The sequence below is a fragment of the Micromonospora sp. NPDC051006 genome, from assembly GCF_044456245.1.
Lineage (GTDB): Bacteria > Actinomycetota > Actinomycetes > Mycobacteriales > Micromonosporaceae > Micromonospora.
The window spans coordinates 122,074-128,757 of record NZ_JBITFP010000022.1 but is presented as its reverse complement, the minus strand read 5'-3'; the positions used below and the strand labels follow the sequence as shown (position 1 = coordinate 128,757).

Annotated in this window: 7 protein-coding genes; 1 reads left to right on the top strand and 6 read right to left on the bottom strand. The window is 75.2% G+C overall.

Translation table 11 applies throughout. From position 1 onward, the window contains the following. Positions 1-347 precede the first annotated feature (347 nt). From ACIBBA_RS26740 to ACIBBA_RS26730, 3 genes are read right to left on the bottom strand one after another with little or no spacing between them, the layout of a single operon-like run. Complete coding sequence (locus tag ACIBBA_RS26740; protein ID WP_396700683.1) at positions 348-992, bottom strand: response regulator; 645 nt, start codon at positions 990-992, stop codon at positions 348-350. Then, a complete protein-coding gene (locus ACIBBA_RS26735) occupies positions 983-2,113 on the bottom strand; it encodes a sensor histidine kinase (protein WP_396700682.1) in 1,131 nt (376 codons plus the stop codon). Before ACIBBA_RS26735 ends, ACIBBA_RS26740 begins: the two co-directional genes overlap by 10 nt. Positions 2,114-2,115: 2 nt before the next feature. Next, a complete protein-coding gene (locus tag ACIBBA_RS26730) occupies positions 2,116-2,922 on the bottom strand; it encodes a DedA family protein (RefSeq protein ID WP_396700681.1) in 807 nt (268 codons plus the stop codon). A gap of 100 nt (positions 2,923-3,022) precedes the next feature. Here ACIBBA_RS26730 and ACIBBA_RS26725 point away from each other — a divergent pair, with 100 nt between their 5' ends. Beyond that, positions 3,023-3,703: a carbon-nitrogen hydrolase family protein gene (locus ACIBBA_RS26725; RefSeq protein WP_396700686.1), complete on the top strand. Its 681-nt coding sequence runs from the start codon at positions 3,023-3,025 to the stop codon at positions 3,701-3,703. A gap of 27 nt (positions 3,704-3,730) precedes the next feature. On the opposite strand, the gene ACIBBA_RS26720 is transcribed toward ACIBBA_RS26725, so the two are convergent. The 3 genes from ACIBBA_RS26720 to ACIBBA_RS26710 all read right to left on the bottom strand — a co-directional run bounded on the left by ACIBBA_RS26720 (position 3,731) and on the right by ACIBBA_RS26710 (position 6,633). Next, positions 3,731-5,227, bottom strand: a complete 1,497-nt coding sequence (locus ACIBBA_RS26720) for a protein kinase (protein ID WP_396700680.1) — start codon at positions 5,225-5,227, stop codon at positions 3,731-3,733. 135 nt (positions 5,228-5,362) lie between these two features. Next, the gene (locus ACIBBA_RS26715) at positions 5,363-5,566 is read right to left on the bottom strand and encodes a hypothetical protein (RefSeq protein WP_396700679.1); all 204 of its coding nucleotides are present in this window, start codon (positions 5,564-5,566) and stop codon (positions 5,363-5,365) included. A gap of 2 nt (positions 5,567-5,568) precedes the next feature. Then, complete coding sequence (locus ACIBBA_RS26710; RefSeq protein ID WP_396700678.1) at positions 5,569-6,633, bottom strand: LacI family DNA-binding transcriptional regulator; 1,065 nt, start codon at positions 6,631-6,633, stop codon at positions 5,569-5,571. Between the last annotated feature and the right edge of the window lie 51 nt (positions 6,634-6,684).

Below are 6,684 nucleotides of genomic sequence, written 5' to 3'. Positions count from 1 at the left end.
GAACTCAACGGACGACCCCGCCAAACCCTCGACTGGCAGAATCCTGCCGAGGTACTCAACAAGCACCTCGTTGCAACAGCCGCTTGAAACCGCCGCCGAGGGACATCCCGACTTCATGGAACTCGAGTCGACCAACCCGACAACCCGCCTGATCCACTCGACATCGCTGTAATGGCGGTATCCACGCGGCCGGAACACCGCCATGTCGGCGACATGGCGGAAGCCCGCCGCCGCAGCCCCACGGCCGGTGGCGACGGCGGGTCGGCTGGGACGAGGGGCGGGGTCCGGGCGCGCGGGATCCGGCGCGGGTCCGGGGTCCGGGGCGCGGGTCCGGGGCGCGAGGTTGGTCAGCTGCCCAGGTAGCGGAGGATGGCCAGGACGCGTCGGCTGTAGCCGACCGCGCCGGACAGGTCGAGCTTGTCGAAGATGGCGTTGACGTGCTTTTCCACCGCGCTCAGCGACACGTGCAGTCGTTCGGCGATCGCGGCGTTGGTGTGGCCCTGGGCCATGTGGTGCAGGACGTCCTGTTCGCGCGGTGTCAGTCGGGTGAGCGGGTCGGCGCGGTCCGAGCCGGCAACCACCTGACGGACCACCTCGGGGTCGAGCGCGGTCGCTCCGGCGGCCACCCGGTCCAGTGCGTCGAGGAAGTCGTCCACCTGGGCGACCCGGTCCTTGAGCAGGTAGCCGACGCCCTCGGGACGGTCGGCGAGCAGCCGGGCGGCGTACCGCTTCTCGACGTACTGGGAGAGCACGAGAACCCTGGTGGCGGGCCGGCGTCGGCGGATCTCCAGCGCGGCGCGCAGGCCGTCGTCGGTGTGGGTGGGCGGCATCCGGACGTCCGTGACGACGACGTCGGGATGTTCCTGGTCGACGGCGGCGACTAGTTCGTCGGCGGTGCCGACCGCAGCGACGACGTGGTGGCCCTCCTCGGCGAGCAGCCGGACCAGACCCTCGCGCAGCAACGTCGAATCCTCGGCGAGGGCTATCCGCACGGCAGTTCCGCCAGCACGGTGGTCGGGCCGCCGGTGGGGCTCTGCACCCGCAACTGCCCGTCGAGGGCGGCCACCCGGCGCGCCAGCCCGGACAGGCCCCGCCCGGAGGGGTCCGCCCCGCCCGTGCCGTCGTCACGCACGCGCATCCGGACCCGCCCCTCCCGTACGTCGACGTCGATGGTGACCAGGGTAGCGGCGGCGTGTTTCGCGGCGTTGGTGAGCGCCTCGCAGGCCACGAAGTAGAGCACCGTCTCGATCTGCCGATCGGGTCGTGCCGCCAGGTCATAGCGGATCCGCACCGGAACGGTCGAGCGCTGCGCGACCATGCCGAGCACCTCACCCAGGTCGCTGTCGTCGAGCGCCGACGGGTAGACCCGCCAGGCCACCTCCCGCAACTCCTGCACCGCCCGCTGGACGTCCTCGTGGGCCTGCGCGATGAGGGCGGACGTCCGCTCGGCGTCCCGGCTGCGCCGGGCCCGGCCCAGCAGCATGCCGAGCGCGACGAGTCGCTGTTGCAGCCCGTCGTGCAGGTCCCGTTCTATGCGCTGGCGTTCGGCGTCCACCGCGGCGATCGCCCCGGCCCGGCTGGTGGTCAGCTCACGGACCCGCGCCTGCAGCGCGGCGCGCGAGTCGGGGTTGAGCAGCCGCCGGGCCAGCCGGACGTCGAGCGCGCCGACGCTGGCGATGGCCTGCACGTTGAGCAGCAGCAGCACCGCGCCGACGACGAGCTGCAGCAGGGTGTCGGCCACGGTCAGCTCACCGCGTACCGCGGCGCGCAGCACGATCGAGGCCAGCACCGCCCCGACGGCGAGCACCGCGAACGCCAGCCCGCCCAGCGCCCCGGGCAGCAGCCGGGCCGCGAGATAGCCGGCCTCCCGCCCGCCGACGGTACGCACCGGCGGCACCGCGTCGGCCGAGGCGAGCAGCCCGGCCAGCCGGCGGCGTTCCCACCGGAGCAGCGTCGCCGCGTACCGCGGGATCGCCGCCGCGACCCGGCGGCGGGCCGCCGGCACCGGCGCGGACCCGGCGGCGGCGACGGACGCGGCCAGCAGGAAGAGCAGCTCCCCGACCGCGGTCAGGACGCCGGCGGCGACACCGAGGACGACCCGTCCGCTCGGCACGGTCAGCGCGCCCCGCCGCCGGTCCGCTCGTCGGCGCCCCAGGAGCCACTGCGGTAGATGGTGCCTCGCCCGCCCGGGTCGGGCACGCCGAACGACGGCCCGGCCGGGTTGGGCGCGGCCGGCTCCTCGGGGTTGCGGGCGGCCCGCCGGGCGCGGAGCACCCGGGACACCACGAACCAGCCGACCGCTGCCACGCAGACCACGATGACGATGTTCTGCAGGACGCCGACGTAGCCCTCGACCAGGTGCCAGTTGTCGCCGAGCAGGTAGCCGGCGAGCACGAAGGTGGTGTTCCAGATCAGGCTGCCCAGCGTCGTGTAGAGCGCGAAGGTGGCGACCGACATGCGCTCGACACCCGCCGGGATGGAGATCAGACTCCGGAAGATCGGGATCATGCGGCCGAAGAAGACCGCCTTGACGCCGTGCCGGAGGAACCACGCCTCGGTCCGGTCCACGTCGCTGAGCTTCACCAGGGGCAGCCGCGCGGCGATCGCCCGGATCCGGTCCCGGCCGAGCGCCGCGCCGATCCAGTAGAGGGCGAGGGCGCCCACCAGCGAGCCGAGCGTCGTCCAGAAGATCGCCCCGACCACACTCATCCGCCCCTGGCCGGCGACGAAGCCGGCGAGCGGCAGGATCACCTCGCTCGGGATCGGCGGGAAGAGGTTCTCCAACGCCACCGCCAGTCCGGCGCCCGGGCCGCCGAGCCGTTCCACCAGGTCCGTGACGTAGCCGACCAGTCCATCCTGAGGTGGCTCGGCGTCCGCCGCGAGGCTTCCGGTGGCGAGCAGGACGTGCGAGGTTCGAATCATGCCCCCACGCTACGAACCGATCCTGAGAGGCCACCATGAGGCCGGCCACCCGACCGCGCGGCGGGACCACACCCGCGGGGGTGCGGGAAACCGCACCCCGCTGCGGCTCGCGGTGGCGCAACCACCCTGCGTACCGAAGGACGTCGCGGCGAACGCGGGGGCGCACGCCGCCGCGGTCCGGGCGGCGCGCGCCCGGGTGGTGGTCTTTCCGGAGCTGTCGTTGACCGGGTACGAGCTGGATGCCGCCGTCGTCGCGGCGGACGATCCCCGGTTGGCGCCGCTGGTCGAGGCGTGCGCCGATACGGGGACGCTGGCGCTGGCCGGCGCGCCGGTGCCCGGGGAGCACATCGGGGTGCTCGCGGTCGACGGCGACGGGGCCGCGGTGGCGTACCGGAAGATGTGGCTCGGCGGGGACGAGGGCCGTCGCTTCGTCGCGGGCGACCGGCCCGCAGTGCTCGACGTCGACGGCTGGCGGTTGGGGCTGGCCGTCTGCAAGGACACCGGCGTGCCGGAGCACGCCGCCGCCACCGCGGCGCTCGGCATCGACGCCTACCTGGCGGGCATGGTCGAGGCGGCGCGGGATGCCGCGGTGCCGGACGAGCGGGCGCGGCGGATCGCCACCGAACACCGGGTGTGGGTGGCGGTGGCCAGCTTCGCCGGGCCGACCGGTGGCGGCTACGCCGACACGGCCGGCCGGTCCGCGATCTGGACGCCGCAGGCGGCGTTGGCGGCCCGGGCGGGCAACGCGGCCGGCGAGGCCGTCCGGGCCGTCCTCGACTGAGCGGCCAAGCGTCGACGGCCGGCCGGGTCAGTCGTCCCGGTCGCTGGGCACGTCGAGCCGGTCGAGCAGGGCGTTGAGGCGGTCCGCGGTGTCGGCCGAGAGCTGTCGCCGCTCGACCTGCTCGGCGATCCGCTCCCGCAGGTCGTCGACCCGCTTGGCCCGGTCCTTCGGCTTGCCCCGGCCGAGGTCGGCCAGCTTGTCGCGCAGGTCCTCGACGGCCCGTCGGTCGATCTCGCCCCGCACCTGGGCCTGGGCCAGGATCGCGGCGAACTCGGCGGCCAGTTGGCGCAGCCCGACCGGGGCGGGCGCGGCGGTGGTCGGCGCCGGTGCCGTGCTCGACGGGGGCACGGGTTCCGGGCTGTCGGCGGTCACCGGCGCCTGCGGCGCCGCGCTCGTCGGGCCGGCCACCTGCGGGGTCCGTGGGTCGTCGTCGCCGAGGGTGAGCGCCGCGCCGAGACCGAGCAGGAGCGCGACCCCCGCCGCCACGAGGGCGACGAGCGGGCCGCGGGACCGTCGGGTCGGACGCTCTGGCGCGGCGGCGGCCGGACGCGGCGTGACCGGCGTGCGGTCGATCAGGGTGGGCGGGTGCGCGGACGCGCCGATCGTGCGCCCGGCGGGCGGGGACACAGGTGCGACGGCCGCCCGCCCGGCCGGCAGGGTGGGCAGGATCGCGGTGGGCGGGTCGGCCGGTGGGCCGGCGCCGAGCCGGTTGGCGAGCTGCGCCGCGGTCGGCCGCCGGGCCGGGTCGGTGGCCAGACAGGCGAGGGTGAGGTCGGCGATGTCGGGCGGCAGGCCGGGGATCCGCAGCGGCGGCACGGGGGTACGCCGCTCCCGCACCTCCAGCGCGTCCTCCCAGGTCTGCACGGGCAGCGGGGCGCGCCCGGCGAGCGTGCGGTAGAGCAGCGCGCCGAGGGCGTAGATGTCACTGGCCGGGTCGGGCGGCCCGGCGGCGAGCCGCTCGGGGGCGAAGTACGCCGGGGTGCCCATCAGCAGCTCGCCGGTCTGGCCGGCGAGCGGGTGGTGCGGGCCGGCGAGCGCGGCGATGCCGAAGTCGAGCACCTTCGCGCCGGTTTCGGTGAGCATCACGTTGCCCGGCTTGATGTCGCGGTGCACCACCCCGATCCGGTGGGCGGCGGCGAGGGCGGCGGCGACCTGCCCGGCCACCCGGACCGCGTCGGGCCAGGCGAGGGGGCCGCCAGTGAGGCGGTCGGCGAGGTTGCGCCCCTCCACCAGCTCCATCACCAGGTACGGCACGACCTCGCCGCCGGGCAACGTCGCCTCGCCGTAGTCGTAGACCTGGGTGATGTGCGGGTGGGTCAGCCGGGCGGCGGCCCGTGCCTCGCGTTGGATGGTGGCCCGCAGGTGCGGGTCGGTGGCGAACTCCGCGACGAGCGCCTTGACTGCGACGGACCGCCCGAGCACCTCGTCGTCGGCGCGCCACACCTCGGACATCCCGCCGAGCCCGATGCGCTCACGCAGAACGTATCGATCGTGCAGTCGGAGGGTGGGCGTGAACGGCGACATGGGCGTCCAGTGTGCCTGCCGCGGGCGGGGGCCCACCACCCGCCGTGCCGGATTACGCGCCTCGCGGCGCGGTGCGTGCCCGGATGATCGGTTCCGGACGTGGCGTGGGTCACTCCGGCACGGCGGGCGGCTCGGTCAGGAGCACTGGGTCATGCTCGGAGCGGGCCGGGGCTGGATCCGGTCGGCGAGGCGGCGCAGGGCGCCTGCGGCGGCCAGCCGGGTGGGCGCGAGGCGGGCCGGTCGGGGGCGTTCGGGCTGGATCGGGGCGTTCGGCCGGGCCGAGTTGACGTGGCGGTGCACCGCGTCGATGGCGGAGATGAAGCCGGCGGGCTGTTCCATGGTCAGCTCCTCTGGACGGGTCCGGTGGAGGTCCGGACGACGAGTGTGGTGGGCAGCAGCACGTGCCCCGCCGCGGGATCCGCGGGTGGGTCGAGCAGCAGTTCGGCGGCGATGCGGCCCTTCTCCTCGGCCGGCTGTCGCACCGTGGTCAGGCCGACCGCGGCGGCCTCGGCGATGTCGTCGAAACCGGTCACCGACAGCGACGGCGCCCCGGAGGCGGCCCGCTCGGTCAGGGCGTCGAGGACGCCGAGCGCGAGCACGTCGGAGCAGGCGAGCACGGCCGTCGGTGGATCGGGGCGGTCGAGCAGGCCGGCGACCGCGGCGGCGGCGGCCGGCCGGTTGTTGCCGGCAGCGCTGAGCACGGTGAGCTCGGGCCAGGTCACCCCGACGGCGGCGAACGCGTCGGCGAACCCGGCGAGCCGACCCCGGGTGGTCGGATGCGGCACATCGTCCACTCCGGACAGTCGCACCGGCCCGGAGGGCAGGTCCGGCAGCACGGCGTCGGCGAGCAGCGCCACCCGTCGGTGACCGAGACCCGCCACGTGCGCGGCGATCCCCCGGGCGGCGGCCCGCTCGTCGATGCCGACGTAGCGGCTGGCGGGCCCGGCGTCGACGGGTGCGGCGGTGGTGACGAAGGGCAGGCCCCGGTCACGGATGGCGTCCAGAGCCCATTCTTCGTCGCCGACGCAGTAGACGCAGAAGCCGTCGACGGCGGCGTTCTCCACGGCCTGCCGGGCCTCGGCGTGCACGCCCGGCATCGGCACCAGCAGCAGGCTGGTGCCGTGCCGCTCGGCCGCCGTGCTGAGCCCGGCAAGGAAGCGCACCGCGAACGGGTCGGTGAAGGCGTACGACAGCTGCGAGGTGAAGAGCACGCCGATCGAGCCGACGAAGCCGCGGCGCAGCGAGCGCGCGGTCGGGTTGGGCCCGGGGTAGCCGATCGCCTTGGCGGTCTCCAGGATGCGCTGCCGCAGCGCCGCCGAAAGCTGGTCGGGGCGGGCGTAGGCGTTGGAGACCGTGCTGCGGGAGACGCCGACGGCATCCGCCACGGCTTGGAGCGTCGGCTTCACCGATTCCCCCTTCTGGATCGATCCAGGTTCTGTATCGATCCAGAGACTAGC